14 protein-coding genes are annotated in these 26,845 nt (G+C 35.3%); 10 read left to right on the top strand and 4 right to left on the bottom strand.

The features are described 5' to 3' along the window. Positions 1-454 precede the first annotated feature (454 nt). From BM361_RS02495 to BM361_RS02480, 4 genes are all read right to left on the bottom strand, one after another. Positions 455-2,422 (bottom strand): DUF2075 domain-containing protein, encoded by a 1,968-nt coding sequence (locus tag BM361_RS02495; RefSeq protein WP_074976668.1) that lies wholly within the window; start codon positions 2,420-2,422, stop codon positions 455-457. 371 nt (positions 2,423-2,793) lie between these two features. Next, positions 2,794-7,383: an ATP-binding cassette domain-containing protein gene (locus tag BM361_RS02490; RefSeq protein WP_074976666.1), complete on the bottom strand. Its 4,590-nt coding sequence runs from the start codon at positions 7,381-7,383 to the stop codon at positions 2,794-2,796. 1,559 nt (positions 7,384-8,942) lie between these two features. Then, complete coding sequence (locus BM361_RS02485) at positions 8,943-9,611, bottom strand: hypothetical protein (RefSeq protein WP_139226585.1); 669 nt, start codon at positions 9,609-9,611, stop codon at positions 8,943-8,945. A gap of 291 nt (positions 9,612-9,902) precedes the next feature. Further along, the gene (locus BM361_RS02480; RefSeq protein ID WP_074976662.1) at positions 9,903-10,871 is read right to left on the bottom strand and encodes a hypothetical protein; all 969 of its coding nucleotides are present in this window, start codon (positions 10,869-10,871) and stop codon (positions 9,903-9,905) included. 765 nt (positions 10,872-11,636) lie between these two features. On the opposite strand from BM361_RS02480, the gene BM361_RS02475 reads away from it, so the two are divergent. The 10 genes from BM361_RS02475 to BM361_RS02430 all read left to right on the top strand — a co-directional run bounded on the left by BM361_RS02475 (position 11,637) and on the right by BM361_RS02430 (position 26,845). Continuing rightward, positions 11,637-12,419 (top strand): hypothetical protein, encoded by a 783-nt coding sequence (locus tag BM361_RS02475; protein WP_074976660.1) that lies wholly within the window; start codon positions 11,637-11,639, stop codon positions 12,417-12,419. Positions 12,420-12,702: 283 nt separating this feature from the next. Next, positions 12,703-15,918: a type I restriction-modification system endonuclease gene (gene hsdR / locus BM361_RS02470; protein WP_074976659.1), complete on the top strand. Its 3,216-nt coding sequence runs from the start codon at positions 12,703-12,705 to the stop codon at positions 15,916-15,918. A 5-nt stretch (positions 15,919-15,923) separates the two neighbouring features. Further along, positions 15,924-16,553, top strand: coding sequence for an 8-oxoguanine DNA glycosylase OGG fold protein (locus tag BM361_RS02465; protein ID WP_074976657.1), 630 nt, complete (start codon positions 15,924-15,926; stop codon positions 16,551-16,553). Positions 16,554-16,572: 19 nt separating this feature from the next. Next, complete coding sequence (locus BM361_RS02460) at positions 16,573-18,033, top strand: class I SAM-dependent DNA methyltransferase (RefSeq protein WP_074976656.1); 1,461 nt, start codon at positions 16,573-16,575, stop codon at positions 18,031-18,033. 1 nt (position 18,034) lies between these two features. Continuing rightward, a complete protein-coding gene (locus BM361_RS02455; protein ID WP_074976653.1) occupies positions 18,035-19,705 on the top strand; it encodes a restriction endonuclease subunit S in 1,671 nt (556 codons plus the stop codon). Continuing rightward, positions 19,702-21,192 carry an AAA family ATPase gene (locus BM361_RS02450; RefSeq protein WP_074976651.1) on the top strand — a complete coding sequence of 497 codons (1,491 nt, stop codon included), beginning with the start codon at positions 19,702-19,704 and terminating at the stop codon, positions 21,190-21,192. Before BM361_RS02455 ends, BM361_RS02450 begins: the two co-directional genes overlap by 4 nt. Next, positions 21,193-22,278, top strand: coding sequence for a hypothetical protein (locus BM361_RS02445; RefSeq protein ID WP_074976649.1), 1,086 nt, complete (start codon positions 21,193-21,195; stop codon positions 22,276-22,278). Between the two features lie 2 nt (positions 22,279-22,280). After that, positions 22,281-23,870: a hypothetical protein gene (locus BM361_RS02440; protein ID WP_074976647.1), complete on the top strand. Its 1,590-nt coding sequence runs from the start codon at positions 22,281-22,283 to the stop codon at positions 23,868-23,870. 90 nt (positions 23,871-23,960) lie between these two features. Next, positions 23,961-24,716, top strand: a complete 756-nt coding sequence (locus tag BM361_RS02435) for a GIY-YIG nuclease family protein (protein WP_254785724.1) — start codon at positions 23,961-23,963, stop codon at positions 24,714-24,716. A gap of 32 nt (positions 24,717-24,748) precedes the next feature. Next, the gene (locus BM361_RS02430; protein WP_074976644.1) at positions 24,749-26,845 is read left to right on the top strand and encodes a RecQ family ATP-dependent DNA helicase; all 2,097 of its coding nucleotides are present in this window, start codon (positions 24,749-24,751) and stop codon (positions 26,843-26,845) included.

Genomic DNA, 26,845 nt, shown 5'->3' with positions numbered 1-26,845 from the left:
ATTTTTGCTATCGCAAAACCATGAATTCAATCCTAAATGGTCTCCAAGGCTTCGACCATTTTTAACGGATTAAATCCATATATACTGCCGACGGGAGTACTCTTCTATCAAAATTTCTAATCGGATATATATGAAGGTTTTCATGAAATAGCTGTGGCTCAAGTGGAAGTGCGTTAGCGATAGCTAACAATGCATGTAACGCTAGAGACAACAGCGGTTTTGCGATAGCAAAAATTTCCTATAAACCTTCTTGATTTTTTGGTTCGTTTTGCATCAAGGCAAAATGAACAAGGAATATAATATTATAAACGAATGGTTATGGCAATGACGTTGCCGAAAACAATTTCTTTCACCCTGCACCCTTAAAGGGGGAAATTGTTTTATGTACTTATTGTCATTCCGTACTTGTTACGGAATCTATTGATACTATGTTTGAATTAGTAGGGTTTTTAAATCATTCAATTTCTTGAATTCCGATTTCCTTTAAATATTCATACGTCTTGTCATAAAAAGCCTTAGGTCTTGTATGATCAAATTCACTGCTTTGCGGAACAAAAATCACCATGCCTTGTCTTGCTCTAGTAAGAAGTACTCGGTATGTGTTTTTTAGATATTCTTTGTCTAAATTCTTATGAATATTTTGCCACTTCGTTCCTTTAAAGCTTTGATATTTCCAATCTGTATTATTCATATAGAAATTACCTCCCCAAGCAACACAAGCCCAATCTATTTCTAGCCCTTGAATATCAAATTCCGTTGCCACTTCTTCTAAGAAATAAGAAGATCGGATGTCATGGCTATTATTTAAAAACCAGTTTGGTGCAGATATTTCATTTTTAACATCTATTCCTAATGGTCGAAGTCGCCTGGCCCCAGAGGAGCTTATTAATCCAATCCTTTCGGTTCCTTTAGCCTTATCACGAAGCCATTGTTTTGCCTTTTCAAGGTTACGAGTCAAAACAATAGGATATAAATTTTTAATTTCGGAATAAATTCGCTGCGAGTTTTGAATATTAGTATTAAGTAATTCGTGAATGAAATTCGATAATTGTTCTGATCTAAATGATCTTACAGAAACTGCAAGATGCAATTCGTTTTCACTTATTCCATTTCCAATCAGCCACTTTCTTGATTCTTCTGATTTTAAATAATTATCGCTTTCCAGAATTAAACTTGAATAATGAATTTTCCAGTCAGAGAAATGATTTTTCAGAGAACTAATCCATTCTTCCAATCCAGCTTCACCTGTATTTATTTCTTGTCCACCACCAATTAAACAAACAATTGTACACCATTGAGAATGTCTGTCCATAACATCAATAAGAAATTCGGGCTCCGATTTGTTAAAATCTTCAACCCCCTTTTTTCTTTTCATGAATGAACTAACTTGATCATTTGTCCAAGCCCTTTGAGCTTCATCAAAAACTACAACCTTCTCAATTGGGGCATTATCTGAAAGTAAATTATCATCTCGAAAATGATGGATGTTTTGAATAAAGGCATTGGCTTTAATAGCAGCCTGCTTTTTGCTTATTCTTTCTCCATTTTCTTTAGCTGTTAATACCTCATCCCTTGTAAGTGCTTCTCGTAGAACCTCAACTAATGGGCCGTTCCCAGATAAAAATACTGCGTGTTCATCTTCATCAGCTTTCATTCTTTCAACCGCTATATTTAAACCAGCTAAAGTTTTACCTGCACCAGGCACACCGGTCACAAAGCAAATTGATTTAATTCCTTTGACCTTTGACTTTTCAATTACTGAATTAATACATTCTGCAGTTTTAGAAAGATTAATGGTTCCGGAATCAGATCTGGTTATTTCTTTAACATTATGTCCCTTATAAAGAGCTTGAGCTGCTTCTACGATGGTAGGAGTTGGTTTGTAGATTGAATTTTCCCAACACTCAATATCAATGGATTCGCTGTTTTCGCTTAAATATTTTTTGAGTGTTTCAGCTAAATTGTATTGATTGCATTTAGCAGCTGTTTTATGAACGATAACCCGACTATACTCTTCAGAAACACTTAAAGCATTTGTGGCAACCAAAACTGGTATTAGACTAATATTATGGCTTCCTTCATGGAAGTTTTTCAAATCAATTGTGTAATCAATTACTTGTTCAATTGCGTGTTTTTCATATCCACCATCACCAACCTTAAATTCGATTATAAAAGCCACATTATTAGTGATTACTATATTATCAACTCGTTTACCCATTCTTGGAATTGCAAACTCAAAATAAATTTGACCTTGAAATCCAATAAGTTGATTTTTTAGGATGGTGATTTGTTTACGCCATGCATTTACTTGTAACTCTTCAAGTGTTCGGTTACTATGATTAGCAGTTAATTCACCTAAAATACTCGAATCATGTTCTGTTAAAAATTCTTCTATATTATTCGAGTAATAGGCTCTTTTCATAAATGATTGTCTTGTTTACAGGCTACCTTAATGTTTTAGCCCATTCGTTTTCTCATTTAATTTATAAATATAGCTGAAAAGATGCAATTATATAAGGGTATTACCTCTATCCTTCATAGTAAATAATTAACATGAAGCATAATTATAAAGACAAAGAAATGCGTGAAGAAACTGGCTGAAGGTTGATTTTTTAGAGCTCTTTAAAAAGGTTTGACCTTTTTGGCTAGATTATGTTACAGCCTAAAGAGATTGCCACGCCTTGGTATTGCAAGGCTCGCAATGACGTTGCCGAAAACAATTTCTTTCCCCCTGCACCCCTATGATCTAAATGTCATTCCGCACTTGTTGCGGAATCCATTTTCCATATAGCATTACTCCAACACTACGCCAACGTCTATCTTTTCCAATAAATAAGGGTTATGGTCTATTACTAAAAGATCATTGTTCTCACTTAGTTGTTGTAATACCTCGTACAACAAATCTATATCGGCATAATGCAATCCGATGCTTGGCTCATCTAATATTAATAGTTGATCTTTGGTTTTGTTTTGCAACCAATTGAGCAATAACAGTCTTTGCTTTTCTCCAGAGGACAGTGATTTTACCGTTTGGTCCAATTGTACATGAGAAAGTCCTATTTGGCTCAGCTCTTGTAATTGTTGTACGGCCTTGGTCGTACCTGCAAAAGGGGCTATCCAATCCAGTAATTCTGTAATATTCATTCCTAAAACTGCTGCAATATCTTTTCCTTCGATGGTATATGCTAAAATAGCTTCCTGATAGCGTTTCCCTTCACAGACATCACACGTTTCAATATGCATGGCTGCTACATCCAAACTAGTGGTTACTACACCGCTTCCCTGGCATTGAGAACACTGACTCGTTTTGGTTTTATATGAAAAGTCTTTGGCTTTACCTCCTGTTTCCTTTGCGAATACCTTGGTGATCACTTTTAAGATATCTAAATACGCTACTAATAAGGTGCTGTTGTAGGCTTGTAGTTTCTTTGGTTCAAAATAATGTACCCCCTGGTATTGCTTCGGAAAATCAATACGGTTGCAATATACGGGTTGATGCTGCTGTAAACTTGGCATCACCACTTCTTTTACCAAGGTAGTCTTTCCAATTCCCGACTTGCCTGTTATGGCCGTAATACCTCCTACAGGAATATCCAGTTGAGCTTTTTCCAGGCTGTGACGTTCTACCCCTTCTATATGAATATACTTTTTCCCTTGCTGAAAGCTTATCGCCCTACTTTCTGTTTTTACATACGGGTGACATACTTCTGAAGACTGGTAAGCGGCTGCGCTTCCCTGAAACGTAATTGCTCCACCCATGCTTCCTGCCTTCGGACCTATCTGCACTATCTGATCGGCCGCCAATATAATGTCTTTATGATGCTCAATCACAATAACCGTATTGCCTTTGGCTACAAGGGCTTTTAACAATGCAATGAGATCCGGTATATTGTTTTGCGATAAACCTGCTGAGGGTTCATCCAGTAAATAAGTTACTCCTTGTAACGGACTATTCAATTGTTTGATGAGCGAAACCCGTTGTTGTTCACCGCCACTCAAAGTACTCGACTTTCGGTTGAGGTGTAGATGGTCTATATGCAATTGACGCGCCCGTTCTAAGGTATTTTGTAAATGCCCTTTCAATTTTGCTATTAATTCAGCATCAATGGTTTCTTCTGGCCGCGTCTTCACCAACCATTCTTCAAATGCCTGTAGACTCATGGTCTTCAAATCTCGCATAGATTGGCCGTCGATGGTAACTGCTAAACGCTCAGGCTGCAATCCGCTGCCCTGGCAATTGCTACAACCCTGGGGAGCTAACAAAGCGCGTAAGTGTTGAATGTTTTTATTCTTACGGGTCAGAAAGTACTCGTCCATTAAATAGGTAAACAAGCCTTTCCACACCATCTTCACCTGCTGGGTTCCCGCTCGTGATTTGGTTTTGAAAGTCCACGTAGCTTCCCAGGTTTTCTCAGGAATTCCATGAAAAATAATCGTCCGCTGCTCCGGAGTCAACTCCTTAAAAGGCGTTTGCAAACTAAAACCATGCGCCTTCCCTATTTCTCCTACAATGGCCATGTATTGTCCGCCTGCCTGTCCGTAGTAATGCAATGCTTTATTATGCTCGAAGAGTCCGTCGGCAATGCTCAGGGCTGAGTCTAATACTATTTTGGAGAGATCAGGGAGTAATTCTTGTCCCACACCATCACAAACACCACATTTCCCCAAATCGTGAGCATTCGAAAAATGACTGGCAGACCATCCCTTGCCTTGGTATTGCGCTTTACGCGAAAAGGCAAATCGCAAACTTTTATCAATATCGGTTTGCTTGGCTACATCCGAACGCTCAGAAAACTGCTGATCTTTTCGGGTGATGCAAATGCTGGGGGTTAGTCCGGTGATATGATCTACCTCAAACTGATAATCAACGCCTACTCTGTTTTGTTGATAGCTTGAAAATTGTTTGCTCATTTCCTGTAATCCATATCCGTGCAGGGTATCGATCACCAATGAAGATTTTCCCGATCCTGAGATTCCCGTCACCACCGTGAGTTGTTGTTTCGGGAATGTAATATCAATGTCTTTCAGCGCATGTGTTCGTGCTCCTTTAATATGAATGGTATCGGTGGCTGATGGTTCGGGAATAGTTTCGCTTACTGCAGTAATAGGTTCCGTATTATCTACCCATACATCACAGTCGGACTGAAACAAAGCGTGATTCTCAAAACATACAATCCCCGAGGTTTCGTGTTTCAACTGATGCAAAGCCTTTAGCAGTTGTACTACATTCTGCTGGTGTAGTCCGATGCTGGGTTCTTCCAACAATAGGATGGTTTGTTTGTTAGGTTTCGCAAAATACTTGGTTAGCTTAATACGCTGTGCTTCGCCTCCACTTAGGGTGTTAGAGGGTTGCCCGAGTTTGATATATCCCAGGCCTAAGCGTATCATCAGCTTCAGGGTTTCAGATAATTTCTTTTCTTGCTGAAAGTAATCATAGGCTTCTGCAATGCTGAGTTGATAAATTTCGGCAATGTTTTTATGGTTCCAGTGTACTTGAAGCACTTCGGATTTAAAGCGTTTCCCGTTACACTCGGGGCAGGTTTGGTTGATGGTTCCCATCACACTCATGGAAAGGGTTATAACCCCTGCTCCTTCACACCGTGGACATCGTCCCGCTTTATTATTAAAAGAAAAGGCACTTTTCTTTAGTTGCAAGGTTTTGGCTTCCTCCGTTTTTGCCAGCAGATCCCGAATCTTATCGGCCATGCCTGTATATGTCGCCGGATTGCTGCGCGGTGTTTTCCCTATGGGTTGATCGGTTACTGTGAGTAATTGCAGTGCTTTTTCTTCACTATAGGCTTTAATGTTATCTAAAACGGCAGCTGTTTTTTTACTTACTACAGCCAAGTTCCTGGCTTTTGGATAAAAGTCCGCTACTGAAAGCTCTTGCCGCTCGCTATTCAAACATTGGGAAGGGGCACGAAATTCAGCTAGGGTAGGGCTCTCTATCTCTTCTGCCTGTAGAAAGTCCGTTCGCTTTCCGTTAAAGATCACCTCTCCGCCATGAATCCCGGCTTTCGGACCTAATTCCACAATCCAATCTGCTTTTTGAATCAAATTTAAATCATGCTCTACGACCATAACGGTATTTCCCCGGCTGATCAACCGTCTTAAAATACTATATAAGTGCTGCTGATAGGTTGGCGACAATCCGATAGAAGGTTCATCAAAAACATATAAGATACCTTGTAAACTGCTATTTACCTGTTTTATGAGTTTGATCCGTTGTCCATCGCCACTGGAAATACCCATGCTCGGTGTACTCAAACGATAATGATCCATTCCCAACCGAATCAAATCGTATAATGGGGTGCATAGTTTGTCTACCAATACCTGCTCACCTGCCTCGTATTTCCCTGCTTTCAGGGTGTCATACAATTGCTGTAAAGGCAACTCCATCCACTCCTGAAAGTTCAATCCTTTCCATCGATATTTCAGATGTTCAGCCTTGATCCGTGCGCCCTGGCAACTGGTGCAAAGTTTAGCGCTGGTAAACCGAAGAATGCTTGGGTTTCTATCGGTTCGAAGAATATTGCTCATAATAGGCAATACGCCTTTGTAATAACCAATCTCGCGTGGTTTCGCTTTAAACCCTTCCCAGCGCAAACGCGATTCCAGGCTATGCTTTCCGTAGTACACCTGTACCCGCTCACTACCATTCCATATCACCTCTTGTTGTTCGGGGGTTAGGTCTTTCCACGGGATGTCTACATTAAATCCATGTGCTTCACAAACCTTATTCAACTCCTCCACCGTTACTTGAGAATACACGATATAGCCGTTGGGTAAGGTGGTTACAATAGCGCCTTCGCGCAAAGTTTTGGTTTCATCACCCACCAATTTACTGGTATCAATATACTCGGCCTCCCCAATGCCGCGACATTCCTCACAAGCCCCTTTGGGATGATTGAACGAAAACAAGGACTTGCTCACAAAGTGAGCTTTATAAGGCTCTGACGCCTGGGTTGAAATGCTTTTGTTTGGATTTTCCGATGGGTGCCTTTTGGACTTACCAGGAGGTAGTTGACTCGTGCTTTCTTCTGCAGCATACCGCGCAAACAAAATCCGAAAGATGGGCGTTAGTTCGGATAGCGTACCAAAGGTAGCGTTGATGGATTGAAAACGCCTTGATTGATCTACCTTGATCACCGGTGGAAGCTCCGCTATATCATCGACGGAAGCTGTGGGTATTGCAGCTGCATTTTGTTGATTATACGCCGGCAAACTCTCCAAAAAATACCGATAGCCTTCATTCCCGATCACACCCATGGCCAGGGAAGACTTCCCCGAACCGGAAAGTCCGGTAACCACAATTAATTGGTTTTCCGGGATGGTTAGGGATATATTTTTAAGATTGTTTTGGTAGGCGTTGTGAATGCGCATGTAGAACTTTCTTTTAATAGTATTGCCAAAGGTAAGGTAGTTAGGGCTCGTTTAAAAACAATTTAATTGGCTTTAAAAATGATTTTTAATCTGTATTGGTGTTTGTAATAAACCTTCATCGCGAACTGAATGGGGTGCAACAATTTCTTACCCCTGCGCCCCTAAAGGGGGAAATTGTTTTCTTCCTTGCTGTCATTCTGTTTTTTTTGTCATTCCGCATTTATTGGGGAATCTATGGGTTATCCCTTTTCCCAGGGGGTTTGATTTTTGATTAATTCAAAAACTTAAGTCATGATCATTTTCATCGCAAATCAGTGTTATGTTCATTTTTGTATTCGAGAGCTTGTCTATTGTTTTTAAAGGTTCTCATGATATGCTACGCAGTTCTTGAAACAAAAACGAACCAAAAAATTCAAGCCTTAGCTGTTCGGCTACCCGCTAGTTTTTTGAACACTAAATTATCTGAACTCGGCACTTTGCCTCAAACAGCAGATAATTTCACGTGTTCTGCAAATAGCGGGGCCCAGCCTGCCACAGCCTAGGGCGGTTTTCTATGTATGGATTAACAGACCTTTGGTTCGTCTAGCTTTATAGATGGAGATTTTTTGGCGGTAGGTGAATCCTTATAAAGAGTTTGCCAAGCCCTGCTAGCGCAAGGCTCACAATGAGGTAATACAATTTCTTACCCCTACACCCCTAAAGGGGGAAATTGTTTTTTTACTTCCTGTCATTCCGCATTTATTGCGGAATCTATTGATTCTATGTTTGATCTTTTTTATTTAGTAAGGAATTGTCTTAATTAATTTAACGGGCATGTTTATTTTTATTCATTTCTTTTATTCACCAATTTGCTAATTGTTTTATAAGGAGTTCATGATATGCTGCGCAATTGATCGTCCAAAAGAAACGAACCAAAGAAAAGGACGCCCGTCGAGAGGTATTTTTGCTATCGCAAAACCATGAATTTTATCCTAAATGGTCTCCATGGCTTCGACCATTTTTAACGGATTAAATTCATATATACTGCCGACGGGGGTACGCTCCTATCAAAATTATTAACCAAATAAAGAATCTTAACCTCACCTGCCACAGCCTAGGGCGGATTTAAATATCTGGTTAATCCTAACAAACCGTCATCGCGAACGGAACGAAGTGGAGTGCGGTGATATTTTGAAGGCTGGTAACTATTATTGAAGAGATTGCCACGTCAGGCTAAAGCCTGCCTCGCAATGACGTTGCCGAAAACAATTTCTTACCCCTGCACCCCTAAAGGAGAAATTGTTTTTTCCTTACTGTCATTCTGTATTTATTGCGGAATCCATGGATCCAGAGTTGAATCTGTTCTCTTAATATGCAATTACACACCAAAATAAAATAGTTAGCATTAACCCCTCTTTATTCTAAAAAGTGTAAACGCATATATAATCGTAAAAATGCCAGAAGTAATAATAAACATATAATCATGCTTATTATAGGCTATTACCACATACAAATGCTGGGCTATAGGAAATAATAATATCAGGCCTCCAATGAAAAATAGGTAGAAGTTCTTTTTAAAATCATATAAACTCTACCTCAAACCCCAATTGGTCAATAGGGATTAAATCTACACCCTGGCAACCTACCTCTTCTATGGCATTTTTTAAGTCTTCGGAGACATAATATCCTCTAAAGGTATGATCTAATCGGAAAATATCAGTATTTATTTTCTCTAATTTTAATACTAGTCGGTTTGGATTGAAGTATTTACCTTCTTTCATCTTCTTTGCAGTAAAATCTTCAAAAGAATATTTCATTGGTTCACCTATGATTGTGCCTCCTACTGAGGTTTCTACAAAAGCAGATTGTTGCCAATCAATAATTTCATTTTCCTTAGCATCGTATATGTATAAAAAATTGTAATGGTATTTTTTATCTTTATATAGAGCATAAGCGTCAAATATTTGAGTTTCAATAGGAATGGTATGATTTAAGATAGTTTTAGTCAATTTATCGCTAATGATTAGGTGACTACTCCCTATAGGAACTGAAACAATGATGTCCATCATTTTAGCTCGTTTAAGAATTTCAATCGCATCAATATCAGGAGTAAACTCGAGTTTACCTCTGACATTTAATTTGTATACTGAGTTTTCAGTATTGTACATATAACCCTCAACCATTTTATTTGATGCAACATAGCCAACTACTTTATTTATTAATTTAGGACGAATTCTGTACAACATCATTGAAAAAGTTCGTTTATTTTTTTTGTGGGATTAGCGTCTATCATTTGTTGTAATTCATTTGAAAGCTTTTATAATTCCTGATAAGCTCTTTCAGGATTGTTAATATATCGACGCAACCCTTCAAGGCGACTTTCAACATAAAGATCATAAGTGTTACGCCACCAGCCATCATACCAAGCAGAAAAAATGTACCGAAAAACTCTCCAAGATATTCTGTATCGAACGTAATTAAGAGAAGAGAAATACTGTGACTATTTTTAATAGGTTTAGGGTCATTTTAGGGGCTTACAACTAGTTTAATTCTCCGTTCGGAATATTTTTTTCTTCACAATATTTTTCGAATTCAGCATCATTTTCGAAATAGTTATCACAAAATTCATCGAGCTCTTTTTCTGTTGATTTATAATAACGCTCTTGGGCAGTCATTAACCTATCAGTTTGTTCTATGAATTGCTCAAACTCCTTATTTATTTTACAAAGCTTATCAATAGTCTTAAAATCCAATTCTTTATATTTTGCAGGGTATAGAATCTTACTTTTAAATGGATTAGAATTTAATACAATAATCCCTATACCAAAGGATTGATTTAGTCTTTCCATTTCATCAGATAAACTATCCCTAAATTCAAAGGCCACCAAATACCCATAATTTGCCCAGCTAGAATTCGAAACAGCTTGAAAATAAGCTTTCTTTAACTCTGAATCTGAGTTAACTTCCTTTTTCAATTCATAAGAACTTAATTTAAAAGTGTCTACCCTATTAATAGACTTTAAAAAATTTTGACTAACCTTGTTTTGCAAATTCAAAAACTTAACTCCAACCATGTCTGGATGCGTCCATATTTGATTATTATCCTTACCATATTTAGATTGTTCATGAAAAATGGTCTTTGAATAAATCGATGTGTTTTTGAGATAGCTACTTAATAGGCGATGTAAATCACGTTCAGCATACCCTTTAGGCTTTTTGCCTTTAATCTTTACATTTGGCTTTTCGCCAGATATTATTTCTAAATCAATATTTTCTTCCTTTCTAGTCAAATAATATGAATAATTTCCATTTTCTTGTTTAATTCGCTTAACTCTAGTGTCACCATTTCGAATAAACTCACCAAGTTGGGCAGAAATCGTTCTTTCTGGTGTTTTAGCCACTTTAAATTCGTAATATCCTTTATCAATAATATGATTGTACACATCTAAATATGTTACTATCCCTTCTAAATCTGATAAACTTTTTAAAATGGCTTCTTTGATTGTCATATTATAAGTTTTGCTCTAATATTGTTTTTACAATATTTATTACTCCATATTTCCTAAAAAAACTCATTACAAATACCACATCGATTATGCTCACAAAATCTACGGCGTTTTGAATTGTTTTTTCTTAAATTAAATCTGAATATTAATAAGTAGAAAACACAAAATAAGTTCTTTTAAAATTCTTACTAAATTTAATAAATAATCGGATGACTTTATTGTTTGTTCCTATTTTTTAAAAATATTTCAGATCCCTATAATGAGTAAAAAAAGAAACCTCACAGAAAATAGAGAACTTCCCACTGATTGGGGGTCAAATATTTATTCCAGTTTAGGGCCCAAACCTTCATCCTTTACCAGAGAGCTTGGTGGTTATTCCTTATAAGAGGTTGAAGCCTTTACTAAGATTCCAAAAGAACTTATTTTAAAATATGAAAAGGGGGAAATTGACACCCCGGAGGAGCACTTGAGGCTGATTAAAGAATTCTATAATAATGTAATAGATCCAGAGCACTAAATAAGCATCTACACTAACGGATCATAATTGTACTTAATAGTTGGTTTTAGAATAGCACCAAGAAAGGCATGGTAGCCATAGGGTAACTATAAGGAGACAACGGAATTCAAACGGACTTTAACGGAGTTCTAAGGGACTTGAAGGGACTCTATTTGGTAAATTTTGTATAAATTTAAGCTATTGTAGCGTATTCTTTTTCTTATTCATTTACAGAATAAATGTACATAAAAACATCATAAAATCCATAAAATATGCCCCTTAATAATGAAAAAAAATCTAATCATCGACTGAGTCCGGAAAGTATAAAAAGCAGTAAAGAATTTACATACGCCTCGCAGGCGGCATCAATTCTTAAAAAGAAATTAGCACCTTTGGTATTTAACAGCGAGGGTAAAAAGCTTCATAAACTACTTCAGTCGGTTGTAATTGCAATTCTCACCACCGGTCCGGTTGCACTAAAAGGTAAGCGTCAACTTGGTCATGGTAATGTTGGATTACTTAAAGGGACAGAATTAAACCAGCACACGAAGTTCGATAGTCTGGCGCATTTTATGTTTACAAGGATTGAGATAGAACCTACAAACGGAAAGGTAGTCGTTAGAGTGCCTGCTATTGCATCCAGTGATATAAACTGGCCTGAAAAGGCCGTTCAGGTAGTGTTGCGTATTCGCTGTTTGCTTATAGACCCAGATAAAGAGGGGTTCGCTGCTACGGTATTTGAAACGGCTCCTTTAATCTCTTCGGTATACGGCACTCTGTCGAAAGCGAAGAAAGCCTTATTGAAGGTAGGTGATACTGAAGGAAAGGTCATATTAGTGGCAGCTGGTATATCGTTTATAAGAACTGATGGTAATGGCACTGAACCCTATGAAAGTTATAACCGTAAGCATTATGCCGCCAGAATCCTGGAAGCGGTTTTTATAAAGGATGGAAAGGTGGTGGTGTTTAAGGAACAGACGAAGGTAAAACAGGTTGAAGTCCCTTCGGATACCTCAATTCCTGAAAAGTCGCAATGGGAGGATGATGAGGAGTAATATAATTATTGTCATTCCGCACTTGTTTCGGAATCCATGAGTTCTATATTTGATTTATTTTTTTCTTGGAAATGAATTGTCTTTCTTGCAGCAACAGGCAGGTATCAATAAAATTTACTCTTAATATATGTTCACTTATATACATTCTGATTAAAGAGCTCAATGGATATGATTATTGAGGCTGAGTAAATCGTCAAGGGTTTTTAGTGGTCCCAAAAGAAAAGCACAGTTTGTTAATGTTCGGCGATTCTCCTATATTTATTCTCCCATTTAATAGAGAATAATGTCTAAATCCAAATTTGAGTTTTTACAATCCGATTATCCGGAGTTATTTACTATTGCCGAGCTTACGGAAAAGCTTATTCATGTAGACCCTAGTTCTTCTTTGGCAAAATCTCGTTTATTTTCTGAAAAGCTATCTCATATCGTTTGGGATTTTGAGAGCTTAGGGGTTTTTAATGGTAATCAGGTAGAGCGAATTAATCAACTTAAATACACTAATGCCATACCAGATGTGGTTGCTGATTTAATGCATACCATTCGTAAATCTGGAAACAAGGCATCACATAGTGGAAAAGGATCATATCCTGAGGCGTTATTTGTTTTGAAAAAATGCTTCCGATTATCACAATGGTTTTACGAAACTTATGAGAATGATTATTTGGAAAACGGTCATTATGACTTGCCTAAGACAGAACAGCAACCATCAGTTGAAGAATTAAATAAACAATTACAGCAGTTATCACAACAGGTAATAGACTATCAAGCCAAAATTTCGGCTTTAAATGCTTCGCCAAAAATTATTGAGGAACGTAAAGAGCGGTCTATTAAAAATGCAAGGAATATTGATAAATCGGAAGCAGAGACCAGAGAACTTATCGATGAACAGCTTCGCAGCGTTGGGTGGGTATGCGATACTGAAACAATAAATTATAAGAAGAATAAGTCTTTACCCGAGAAGGGAAAAAATAAAGCTATAGCTGAATGGCCATGTAATGGAAAATGGGCTGACTATGCACTTTTTATAGGGAAAGAGTTATATGGTATTGTTGAGGCAAAGAAATATGCAACAGATATCTCGACCGATTTACGCCAATCTAAGGTTTATGCTGAAAGAGTTAATGAAATAGATAAGACAAATGTACTAGGCGAATGGCATGGATATAAAGTCCCTTTTTTATTCTCAACAAACGGAAGATCATACCTAGAACAACTTAAAACTAAAAGCGGTATTTGGTTTTTAGATATTAGAAATAACAGAAATCGTCCCCAAGCATTACGAGGTTGGTATTCTCCTGATGGTTTGCTAGAATTGTTCAATCGTAATGTCGAGGTTGCAGATAATCGATTAGAAGAAAGTGGGTATGATTACTTGAAAAATAAAAATGGCCTCGGTCTTCGTTATTATCAGATTGAAGCAATTAAAGCCATCGAAAATAAAATACGTAAGCATCCTGAAGATGGGCGCTCTCTATTGGTGATGGCTACTGGAACTGGAAAAACCAGAACAGTGTTAGGGCTCGCTTATCGTTTAGTTAAATCGGATCGTTTTAAGCGAATTTTATTTTTAACAGATAGGCGCTTATTGGCTGGACAAGCCAGAGATAGCTTTTTAGATAATAGAATTGAAAACCTACAGACTTTTGCTGGCATCTACCAAATGGAGGATACTACCATCACTCAACCGGATTCTGATACTCGTTTACATTTTGCAACAGTGCAAAGTATGGTGAAACGATTGTTTTATTCTGAAGAACCACTTGCAATTGATACGTATGATTGCATCATTATTGATGAGGCACATCGTGGGTATAATTTAGACAAGGAAATAGATGAAGGGGATTTACATTTTAAAGATGAAAAGGATTATGTGAGTCAGTACAAACGTGTTATTGAGTATTTTGATGCTTATATTATTGGTCTTACGGCTACTCCTGCTTTGCATACTACAGAAATATTTGGTGCCCCGGTTCATAGCTATTCGTATCGAGAGGCTGTAATAGATGGTTACTTAACCGACCATGAACCTCCTTATCTGATTAAGACAAAACTTAGTGAAGAAGGTATAGTTTGGGAAAAAGGAGAAAAGCCTGTAGTGTACGATCCTGAATCAAATTCTTTGGTAGAGTTAGCAGAACTAGACGATGAGTTACACATAGAGATAGAACAATTCAATAAGCTTGTTATCACAGAACCTTTCAATCGTGAAGTAGTTAAACAATTGGTGCAAGAGCTTGACCCTGAAAGTGATGAAAAAACGCTCATTTTTGCCGTACGCGATAGCCATGCAGATATGATTGTGGAACTACTTCGAGAAGAATTTGAAAATATTGGATGTGATATAGAACAAGGTACAATTGAAAAGATTACGGGTAGCGCCTATGATCCAGCAGGATTAACCAAGCGTTTTAAAAATGAAAAATACCCAACCATTGCAGTTACAGTAGACTTGTTGACTACTGGAATAGATGTCCCTCAAATTACCAATTTAGTTTTTCTTAGAAGAGTACGCTCTAGAATTCTCTTTGAACAAATGTTGGGTAGAGCTACAAGAAAGTGCGATGACATAGGCAAGGAATATTTTAGAATTTATGATGCTGTCAGAGTGTATGAAGCTTTGGAGGATTATACACAAATGCAAACGGTTTCTAATCCTAGTATTTCTTTTCAGAAGTTGGTAGAAGAACTCGATCTTATAGAGACACCGGAACGTGCCGAGAAACAGTTACAACAAATTATTGCCAAGCTACAACGAAAAAAGAAGAATTTAGAAGAAGAACGTCAGGAAGAATTCATGTATTTAGCTAATGGCAATAGTCCAGAAGAATTTATAGAGCGTTTAAAAGAAGTATCAGGAAACGATGTGCATCGTATTATTGCTGATTATGGAAGTTTATGGAAATTCTTAGATAAAAAGGTTTATCGTCCTAAAAGGCAATTGATTTCTGATCATGAAGATAAGCTATTAGGTATTGAGCGTGGTTATGGCAAAGCTCAAAAACCTGAAGATTATATAGAAGGCTTTAAGAATTTTATTCAAGATAACCGAAATAAGATTACTGCTATTAACGTATTGTGTACCCGTCCTTCGGAACTAGACCGAGCTTCCTTAAAAGAGCTTAAATTGTTACTAGATCAGGAGGGGTATACTGATATCGGATTAAAAACAGCCTGGAAACAATGGAAAAATGAAGATGTTGCTGCCGATATTATTTCTTTTATCCGTACCATGGCCTTAGATACAGATTTGGTTAGTCATGAAGAGCGAATTCACAATGCTGTTGAAAAAATTCGCGAAATGAAAAATTGGAATAAGATTCAACTACGTTGGATCGATCGTTTTGAAAACCAGTTGTTAAAAGAAACTATTTTACAAATACCCGATTTGAATCAAGAGCCGTTTAACAAAGATGGGGGGTATAAAAGATTAAATAAAATTTTTGACGGTAAATTAGATGATATAATCACACTATTAAATGAAAATTTATATTCAGCTTAAATCCCATGTTTATTAAAAACTATACCGATTTAATTACAAATTTACCTTATCAAGAACAGGCATTTACAATTAAAAGGAGTAATTGGTCTAAATATATCTCGGCAATAGATAGTAACAGGTTTTTTAAGGAAAGTAATGAAATAACGCTTTCTAGAATGGATCTTTTTCATGGAGCAGAAGAAATGGAATCATTTATTGTAAAAACATTAATGTGGGGATATCCAACTGGAGGAAGAGGAGATAATATTCAAAAAGTACTAAAAAAAGATTCCTTATCTCTACTTGTCGATATTTTATGCGATTATAAAAACGGCAATATTTCGAATGAGCGATTTACAAAAGATTTAAGTAATATAGAAGGGGTTGGAATTTCAACATTATCAAAGTTTACTTACTTTTTACAAACTTCAATTGAAGGATACTCATCACTTATCTTAGATGAAAGGATTATGAGAGTGATCAATGAGGTTAAGTTTAATGAATTAAAAGACTTAGGGAAATATAACAGAGAAAATGCAGGAAAGAAATATTCTATGTATATAAAGTTAATGGATGAACTAGCTAAAGATATGTCGGTAAGAGCAGACCAAATAGAGTTATTTTTATTTATGTTTGGTCAGAATTTAAAAGAATAGAAAATAATAGACGATAACTATGAGTGCAGAAGAAATTGCAAATAGGCTGTGGAACTTATGTAATGTTTTACGAGACGATGGAGTAACCTATCACCAATACTTAAACGAATTAACTTATATACTTTTTTTAAAGCTATCGGAGGTTAAAGATTTTGAAGAACATATTCCAGAAGCATACCGTTGGCGTGGTTTCGTAGAAGAACACGACAATAATGAAGCCTTTGTGCGTTACCGCAAGTTCTTGGCAGAAATTAGTAACAAAACAAGTAGTGAAAGTATAAAAGAGATATATACCAATGCTTCTACGAGCCTTCGTAAACCTGTAAACTTTAACACCCTGTTACAGGCTATAGATAAAATTGACTGGTATGAGCAAGACGACCGTGATGTGATGGGTGATATTTATGAGAGTCTGCTCGAAAAGAATGCAGGTGAGAAAAAAAGTGGTGCGGGACAATACTTCACGCCACGTCCCTTAATTAATGTGATGGTAGATTTAATGGTGCCGAAGATAGGAGAACGATGGAATGACCCAGCAGCAGGCACTTTCGGTTTTATGATCGCTGCCGACCATTACTTACGTAGTAAAACAGACGATTATTATACCCTCGATGCTAAGGCAAGAAAGTTTCAGGAAGAAGAAGCCTTTAGCGGTGTAGAGCTGGTGAGTGACGCCCACCGGTTAGCCCTAATGAATGCCCGTTTGCATGGTATGGAAAGTAAAATATACTTAGGTGATACCTTAACCGAATTTGGTAAAAGCTTGAAAAACTTCGATGGTGTATTAGCTAACCCGCCTTTTGGCACAAAGAAAGGAGGAGAACGTCCATCACGTGATGATCTGACCTTTTTATCCAGTAACAAGCAGCTTAATTTTTTACAACATATTTACCGAAGCTTAAAAAAGAATGGCAAAGCACGAGCAGCTGTAGTATTGCCCGATAATGTGTTGTTTGAGGACGGTGATGGCCAGCGCATACGTAAAGATTTAATGGACAAATGTAACGTGCATACCATTTTGCGTTTACCTACAGGTATTTTTTATGCAGCTGGTGTAAAAACAAATGTTTTATTCTTTACACGCGGTAAAACAGAAACCAACAATACTAAGGGTGTTTGGTTTTACGATATGCGTACCAATGTGCCTAACTATGGAAAACGTACCCCGTTTACCGAAACCGCTTTTACCGACTTTATTAAAGCCTATACTGGTGGTATTACCGCTGAAAATGTAGAACAAGATTATGATGGTATAGTAGATCAGGATAAACGTTTAGCCATTAAAGATGAACGTTGGCAATATCTAACCCGAGAAGCCATTACTAAAAAGAACGATAGTTTAGATTTAGGTTTGATAGCCGATGACAGTGTTAGTAATGGAGATGATTTAGGCGAACCAATCGCTATAGCCAAAGAAGCCATGGAGGAATTACAAAGTATAACGGCACAATTGGAAGCCATGATAAAGGAATTACAATAGTATGGGGCTACCAAAGAATTGGGTTGAAACAGAATTACATGATGTAGTTTTATACAAAAAGGGGAAAAAACCAAAAATCCTTAAGGAAGAGGAATTTGAAAATTCTCTACCATATCTAGACATAAAAGCTTTCGAAGAAGGAGAAATTAGGAGATATGCAGATAAAGATTCTTCTAATTTTATAGATGAAGAAGACATTGGAATTGTATGGGATGGAGCAAGAAGCGGTTGGGTTTCTATTGGAAAATCTGGAGCTTTAGGTTCAACAATAGCTAAATTAACACCATTAAAAATTGAAAGTACTTACTTATATAGGTTCCTTCAATCTAAATTTGCATATATAAATTCTAATACAAGAGGTACAGGAATACCTCACGTAGACCCGCAAGTTTTATGGTCTATACAATTTCCATTCCCTCCACTACCAGAACAGGAGCGCATTGTCACCAAATTAGATGCTTTGTTTGGGCAGATAGACCAAATGAAACAAAGTCTAGAGCGCATTCCCCAACTTTTAGCCAATTTTAAACAACAAGTGCTTACCCAAGCGGTAACTGGTAAGTTGACAGAGGCTTGGAGAGAGGGAAAGGAATTGGAGAGTTACCTAAATCAGATTAAATTAAATAGAGAGAACGCCTATAAAGAAATACTAGAAATAGCTAAAAGAGAAGGTGAAAGAAAACCTAAAAAGTTAATCAATAATAAATATGAAAATCATGCTTTTAATGAAGATTTTCTTAAAGTTAAATATTGGAAAGTTGATAATCTTGTAAATATAGCAGACTTAATTACAGATGGAGAGCATTCAACTCCTCAAAGACAGGACGAAGGCTATTATTTATTATCTGCAAGAAATGTAAAAAATGGATACCTTGATTTAAGCAAAGTTGATTACGTAGGAGAAGAAGAATATAAAAAGCTTGTAAAAAGATGTAATCCTGAACCTAATGACGTACTTCTTTCTTGTTCAGGAACGGTAGGCAGAACAACAGTAGTTCCTAAAGGGATTGAATTTGTAATGGTAAGAAGCGCCGCTTTAATTAAGTTTCAATCCAATAAAGAAATTTCAAAGTATATTGAAATTTTCTTGATGTCAACACCTGGCCAAAATCAGATAAACGAATTAAAAAAATCTACTGCTCAGGCTAACATTTTTATAGGCCCTATTGGCAAAATATCTATAACAATCCCATCTTTAAAGGAGATTTCTGAAATCATCAATCGTGTAGAAAATTTATTTACTAAATCAGACGCTATAGAAGCCCAGTACAAAACCCTAAAAGCTAAAATAGATAGTTTACCTCAAGCCATTTTACATAAAGCCTTTAAAGGCGAGTTAGTCCCTCAATTACCTACAGATGGTAATGCTAAAGATTTGTTGAAGGAAATTGAGAAGTTAAAATTAGATAAAAAGCAAATAGGTAAAAGAACACGAAGAAATAAATCTCCTTTAACCAAAAAGAATCAGATTGAACAGTTAAAACAAGAGATTAAAAAAATCTTAAAAGAAAAAAAACAAGGTTTAGATTACGAGTCTTTAAGGAAGGAGCTTTTGACTAATAAAAATGATATCAACTTTAAAATGATATTAAAAGAATTAATGGATGACGGCATAGTAAGTCAATACTTTAATAAAAATGAGAAGCAAATGATGATAAAAATTAATTTATGAATTTACTAAGTGTTAATTTATTAAGTGAAGAATTTAAGTCTTTAAAAAAGTTTGAAGAACCTATCATTTTTGAAGAGTCTCCTTCAAATGTTTTCGACCCTATTTGTTTTGTTGGTTTAAATGGAAGCGGAAAATCTCACCTAATGGAATTTATCGCTGAAAGTTTCATGCATTGCGAATTTTATTTAAGAAACGAAAAGATAATATCTGAAAGTAAAAATCCATTATTTTTTGAACTCATTTATTCATTAAATGCTGGCTCAAAAAAGGAAGTAGTAAAAGTAAGAAGAGATAAAAAAACTAAAATCGATTTTTTAAGACTTAATGATAAAGAAGAATTTGAAAATGTAGATTTAAATTATAATTTAATTCCAAAAAGAATTGTTGGTTACTCATCCGGTTTAAACGAAACTTTAAGCGCACCTTTTTTAGAAATCAATGCAGATTTTTCTCAAAAGTTAAGTACAGCTGCTAATACTAAAGAGAACTACAATGACATTGTTGATCCTGTAAGGATGACCTATTTGGATTCAAGTACAAATTTAATATTAGTCATTATTAATCTAATTTACCAGCCGGATGAATCAAAATTAGCCAGCTACTGCCATCTTCAAAAATTAAAGCATTTCAGTATTGAAATTGATCGAAATATAAGAGTTAAGGTTAATACGAATGCTCAACTAGATGGTATTATTGATGATTTAGGAAAGTGTGCTTATAGTAAGAATATAAATGAAGATAATAGTTTTTATTCTTTTAATTTCAATGTAGATGAATCCCTTAAAACTGCAATTAATGAAGTTTTTGGAGGGCCAATGTTGTTTTTTGATAGTTTAATTTTATTAAATCATCTAAACTTTCTTGCAATTCCTCCAAAACAAATGACTTGGTTAAGAAATAAAAGAAAGGAAGGTAAAATAATTGGTTCTCCTGTTATTCCTGATTTTCAAAAGTTTTTTAAAATCTCAAATGTCATTTTTGAAAATGAAAATGGAATAGAAATGGGATATGAAGGGTTAAGTGATGGAGAACATCAATTGTTTCAAACTCTTGGAAGCTTAAATATAATTGATGAAACAGATACTTTGTTTTTATTTGACGAGCCTGATACACATTACAATCCTGAATGGCGAAGTCAACTTTTTTTAGAATATAGTAATGTAAGTAAAGCTAGAAATCAAGAAATAATAGTGTCTTCACATTCACCATTTATTATCTCTTCTGTTAGAAGTGAAATGGTTTACCATTTTGAAAAGAATAGAAAACCATTAATAGAAAAGCCAAGATTTGAAACTTATGGCTGTTCTATAGATACAATATTAAGAAGATTATTTAAAAAGACTACGATGGTTCCTCTATTGCCTTACAAAGAAATGGAAGAGCTAGCCGAAAAAGGATATGAGGAAATATTAAGTAAAATTGATAATTATGGTGAATCTCACCCCAAAGCTATGCTATATAAACGTCTTATAGAATTAAAGAAATAAATGCTTTATCCAATAAATCAAATACCTACTGAATTATCAAGAATAGAAGAAATTCCAGATACGTTTTTTGCAAATATTGCAGCTAACCAAGATTTTGGATATGATTTGCTTCCTGATTGGTTTAAGGATGAGTATGGCCCACTTAGAGCAAGAGGGTTATATAAAAAAGCAGAAGATTTCTTTAATGCAATAAAAGCTTCAGGTAGAGAAAATGACATAATTAATGGTTATAATTCTAATAAGAAAATTGAAAATCATTGTTTTAATGTTAGTTCAATTTTATTCTATTTAGAGAGCATCGATCATAATTTATCTAGAACAGGTAAATCTTTTTTCGATGGCTTATTTGATAATCTTGATAAAGATTGGTTTACAAACTATACAAACACCAATGTTCTTGAATATCTCAAAGATTTTAAAGAAAGTAATGAATTTTACTTATGCCCAGTGTGTGCTAATGAAACAATTAAATCCAATATATATGAAGCTAGAGGCGCTTTAGATCATTGGTTTTGCAAGGCTAAATATCCTTTAACTGCTGTATGTTGGTCAAATTTAACACCACTCGGTGAAGGTTGCAATAGATCTCCAGTAAAAGGTCAGAACGAAATTGTATATACAGATAATAATCGAACAGGTAGGCAAATATTTCAATATCCATTTACTTATTTAGGAGACGTTGAAATAAGCTTAAACTGTTTAAGAGAGCCTGGTAATGGTATTAATGATTTTGGTGAATGGGAATTTGAGTTTACTGGTGAAAATGCAAATCATCAATCATTACTTGACACATGGAATGCTTTCTTTAGAATTAGCAATCGATGGGTTGAAGAAACTTTAATTGAATTTATTCAAACTTGGGTAAAACTCTTTTCAAAGTTTATTGTTTCAGAAGGGGTTGAAGACGATTGGGAGAATAATTACGATGATTATCTAGAAACTTATAGGAATTCGAAAGTTGCTTTTAATTTAATTCCTGGAGAGCGGATTCATTGGTTTTTTTTAAACTTTATAATAAATAACGCTTCAGAAGCTCTATATAAAGGCTACAAAGAACAGGTTAAAAATATTGTCAATTCATATTGAATATGGAGTTTTTCACAAAAAAAGATTTAGATTACTATTCAAGCGTCATTGGGCCAAAATATGATAAGCGTTCAATCGAATGGGACACTATAAAGAATAAATTAATAAATAATGGTGTTTTTGATAAAACAGAACATTGGGCTAAATTGCTGCAGAGATTAGGTTATACTTTTAACTTTAGATATGACTGGCAGATTTCTGGAAAAATTAGACATTATACTTGGGCTAAAGTATATTTAAAAGGACAAGAAGATTCCCGAATTTTATTTACTGTTGGAGTTGGTAGCCGAGTAGCAACAGGTTTGAAAGTTCATGATTTACATTTTAAATTGGATTGTAGACGTGACAAATTATCAAAATATCAAGTAGAGCTATTCGATAATTATATTAAATCAAATAATGTTAATTACTTAGGCATTATTCGAAATGAAAATCTTAAAGATTATTCTTGGGAATCATTAATAAATGAAACCAGAGATTTGTTTCAATCTCTTGAATTTCATTATTTAAAATTAATAGATATTATTTGGCCAGAAGGGAGTCATATTAGTCCAAAGGTAGCACGCATATGTTGGAATGATTTAGGTTGGGAGAAACCTTCTGGTAAGAAAGGTAAGAGCACAAACTCTGATACTTTTGAAAGTAAAGGCTATGGTCACGAAGAATGGTTGTTTGATTTAGATAGGGTTATTGACGGTTATCACTATGGTTTTGTTCAAGCTTTTAACAAGGGCCAACATTATGGTAAAAAATTCGATTTACATCTTTATACTCTAAAATATGTTAATGCTAGTGCACAATATTTTTGGGCGGGAAGAATTAAGGAGACCGCCGTGTTAACAAAAGAAGAGCAGGAATCAATTTTAAAAATTTATAAAGGAAATGGTTGGTATTCAGAGATGATGCAAGAACTAAATGATGCAGGTGTTAAAGAAAGGGATTTGGAAATGGTTTCAGAAGCAGAGCTGTTTAATGTCAAATTTAAAATAGACTCTGATAACTTTATAAAATTTGATGAATTGAAGGAAATTACTAATCCTTCTGAAGAAATAGGTCTGGGGTATACTCGATATGGTATAAAAGGTTTGAATAAAACTACTCAAACAATAATAAATACAAGCAAAAACTACAAATTCAGACCAGGTCATAATCCAACAAAAACAGGAACATCAAAAACAAAGTTTGTAAAACGCACGATAAACCGAACTCTTAACCATAAAAAGATTCAAGAATCAATGTTTAATCAGTTGGTTTTAGTTCACGGTAAGGATAACGTAGGCACCGAAGTACCAACTGGTTTTGGAACTAATATAGATGTTGTGGTACTTCAACCTGATAAATCAGAATGGTTTTATGAAGTTAAAACCTATAATCAGCCTATCATTTGTATTAGAGAAGCATTAGGGCAAGTTTTAGAATATGCTATGTTCTCAAAAAATAACCGTGCTGATAAACTCATAGTTGTTGGAATCAATAAACCTAATAAATTAGAGCATGAATATTTAGATCATTTAAGAGAGGTCACGAAGTTAAAATTATTTTACCAAGTTTTTGATTTCTTTAAAAACCAATTAATAAATAAGCTTTACTAATTCGAGATAATGAAACCACAAACCATACAAATATTTTTACCTGACGGATCTCCTACCAGTATTCGAGAAGCTGAACTAACAAATAGGTTAGTGAAAGCTATTTTATTTCCTAGAAATAAAATACAAGAAGTCGCTAAACGCGATATGGTACATTATACTGGTGTATATTTTTTGTTTGGTAGCACAGAAGATGGTGCCAAGCCTTTGGTTTATATAGGAGAAGGTGAAGATTGTTTTAAACGTATTCAATCACATAACTGCAACAAAGATTTTTGGACGCACTGTGTCATTATTTCCACTAAAACAGATGAATACACCAAAACTGATGGTAAATACCTTGAATATCACAGTTTGGTTAAAGCTAAAGAAATTGGTAGGTACATTATTGAAAATGATGGTGGCTCTAATAAACCTTCCATATCCGAAAGTAGAGAATATGACTTGTTGGATAATTTTGAGACAGCTAAAATGCTTTTGGCGACTTTAGGTTATCCTGTTTTTGAGGAAAAACGAAAAAAAGATTCAAAAAAGGAATTATTTTATTGCAAAGGAAAAGATGCCTATGCCGAAGGTGAATATACTGAAGATGGTATGTTAGTATATAAGGGAGGAAAATGCACTTTAAAAGAAACTCCAACAGCAGGGCCATGGGGCATTAATAGAAGACAAACACTCATTCAAGATCATATTTTAGTTAAAGAAAATGGGATGTATGTTTTTCAAGAGGATTATATTTTTGACTCGGTTTCAGCAGCTGCTGCAACTGTATTAGCAAGGAGGGCAAATGGATGGAAAGAATGGAAGAATAAGGAAGGAAAAACATTAGATGAGTTAAAAAGGAAATAATATATAAATACTACTAATAAGATAACATTGTTATGAGTAAATTAAAAGCTCTCTCCCTATTAAGAACAGCAATTGATCAACCAACCGCATCCTTTAGAGAAGGACAATGGGAAGCTATTGAAAGATTAACTGTTTATAAAGAAAGATTATTAGTAATAGAACGTACTGGATGGGGAAAAAGTTCGGTTTATTTTATAAGTAGTAAAATCTTAAGAGATCAAGGTAAAGGGCCCACAATTATTATTTCTCCACTATTAGCTTTAATGCGTAACCAAATTGAAGCAGCAGAAAGATTAGGGATAACAGCTGTTTCGATTAATTCGTCTAATTTTAATGATTGGAAAGAAATCCAAAATAGAGTTTTAAGAAATGAAATCGATACTTTATTAATATCCCCTGAGCGATTAGCAAATGAAAGATTTATGGATGAGATATTATTTCCAATCTCTGACCGAATTGGATTATTTGTAGTAGACGAAGCACATTGTATATCAGATTGGGGACATGATTTTCGACCTGATTACAGACGCATAGTAGGAATATTAAAATCTATGCCTAATGGTATGCCTATTCTTGGAACAACTGCAACTGCAAACGATCGAGTAATAGAGGACATTAAAAATCAACTTGGAGGTTTTAAAATTATAAGAGGGGCTTTGACCCGAGATAGTTTAATACTTCAAAATATTAAATTAGCTGACCAAGCTTCGCGTTTAGCATGGCTTGCAGAAAATATACCATTAATGAAAGGTAATGGAATTGTTTATGTTTTAACTAAGAGAGATGCAAGAATTGTAACTGAATGGTTAAATAATTACGGCATTGAAGCAGAAGCGTACTATTCTGGGATAGAAAATGATCATTTTGAAGATTCAACGGCTTATAGAGAATTTTTGGAAGACTCTTTATACAACAATGATATAAAAGTATTAGTTGCATCCACCGCTTTAGGTATGGGATATGATAAACCTGATCTTAGTTTTGTAATCCATTATCAGGCACCAGGTTCAATTATAGGATACTACCAACAGGTCGGTAGAGCTGGTCGTGCCATTAATACCGCTCATGGCATTTTACTTTCAGGTAAGGAAGATGGTGACGTTCACCAATATTTTAGAGAAGGAGCTTTTCCTCCAGAATCAGTAGTTAACAAAATACTTGAAGCTTTAGAAGAACATGACGGATTATCTATTCCTAAACTTCAAGAAACTCTAAACATTAAATATGGTCAAATTCAACAAACTATCAAATACCTTAGTGTTGAATCTCCATCTCCTATTTTTAAAGACAGAACAAAATGGAAGCGCTCCGCTGTAAGTTTTTCTATGGACAAAGAAAAAATTCATCGTTTAACAAATCAACGACAGGAAGAATGGAATACAGTTCTAAGGTATATAGAAACTAAGGAATGTTTAATGAATTTTCTTCAGAAGGAATTGGATGATTCTAACATTAAAAATTGTGGTAGATGTGTTAATTGTTTAGGAAAAGAAATCTTTTCTAGTTCAGTAAGTGATAAAAATAATTTAAAAGCTTCTATTTACTTAAAACACTCTGAATTTGATATTTTACCAAGAAAGCAAATAGCTGGGGGCGCATTACCAGAATACAATTGGCGAGGTAATTTAAGACAAGATTTATTAGCAGAAACAGGTAAGGTTCTATCAAGATGGGGTGACGCTGGTTGGGGGCATATGGTTTCAGAAGACAAGCATTCTGGATATTTTAGAGATGAGTTAGTGGAAGCAATGTATGATATGATTGTTAATAGATGGCAACCAGATCCCTTTCCTCAATGGTTAACTTGTATTCCTTCATTAAGACACCCTGAACTTGTACCAAATTTTGCAAAAAGGTTAGCGCGTAGATTAGGCATACCTTTCTTACCGATTATTGATAAAGTAAAAGATACGCAACCTCAAAAAGAACAAGAAAATAGCTACCATCAATGCCATAATTTGGATGGAGTTTTTAAAATAAGTGGAAAAGTTGAAAATAAACCTGTATTTTTAGTAGATGATGCTGTAGACTCTAGATGGACATTTACAGTAGCAACAACGTTATTAAAAAAATCTGGATCAGGTCCAGTATACCCAATAGCATTAACTTCAACATCAGTAAGTGAATAA

Origin of the sequence: Zhouia amylolytica, from assembly GCF_900116365.1 — a bacterium.
Classification (GTDB): Bacteria; Bacteroidota; Bacteroidia; order Flavobacteriales; family Flavobacteriaceae; genus Zhouia; species Zhouia amylolytica.
The sequence above is the reverse complement of the archived record's forward strand: the minus strand, read 5'-3'. Positions and strand labels throughout refer to the sequence as shown.